The following is a 567-nucleotide window of genomic DNA, read 5'->3' as shown; positions in this document are numbered from 1 at the left end:
TGCTTAAGCGGCAATTTTTTCGCATTCTTTAATGCAAGCCAAGCAAGATTCGTAGCAGGCTTTGCATTCAGCGTGGTGGCCGGCGTGTTCTTTGCAGGCGGTAGCACATTGTTTGCAGGCTTCGATGCACACTTTTGCCAAAGATGGGGTCAGGCGTGAATTTTGGGCGGCGAGGTTTTGCAAGGTGCCGCACAGTGCCAACATTTGGTTAACGCCGGTTGCGCAGTCTTTCATGGAAGTATCGCCTGTGCTCAACAGGGCAATGCAGTGTGCCAAACAGATTTGACCGGCTTCAACGCAATGTGCGGCCGCGTTGCGCGCAGCTTCGTAGGCGCGCGGTGCAGAATGCGCGTGACCGGCATGACCGGCATGGTGTGCATGGCCGGCATGGTCGTGAGCACGGGCGAAAGAAGCGGCGGCGGTGAGGGAAACAGCAGCGGCGCTGCCGATAAATTGACGACGGTTCATAAGATAGAGTCCTTTTTGCTTGGTGAAATGATATTACGAATAATTAAATCTATTCGATAACAATAGGTTAACATATTATTTGTTTATAAACAATAAAGG

General features: G+C 51.0%; 1 protein-coding gene. It reads right to left on the bottom strand.

Annotated features, from left to right (window positions below; translation table 11 throughout):
* Window positions 1–3 precede the first annotated feature (3 nt).
* Window positions 4–468 carry a four-helix bundle copper-binding protein gene (locus ACTHUM_RS18075; protein ID WP_107768661.1) on the bottom strand — a complete coding sequence of 155 codons (465 nt, stop codon included), beginning with the start codon at window positions 466–468 and terminating at the stop codon, window positions 4–6.
* Window positions 469–567 lie beyond the last annotated feature (99 nt).

This window comes from Neisseria sp. P0021.S006 (genome assembly GCF_051956895.1).
This window is presented reverse-complemented; position numbering and strand designations above follow the sequence as displayed.

Bases quoted from the DNA above. Each gene is read 5' to 3' on its own strand.
- ACTHUM_RS18075 (WP_107768661.1), bottom strand. From the start codon at position 468: ATGAACCGTCGTCAATTTATCGGCAGCGCCGCTGCTGTTTCCCTCACC.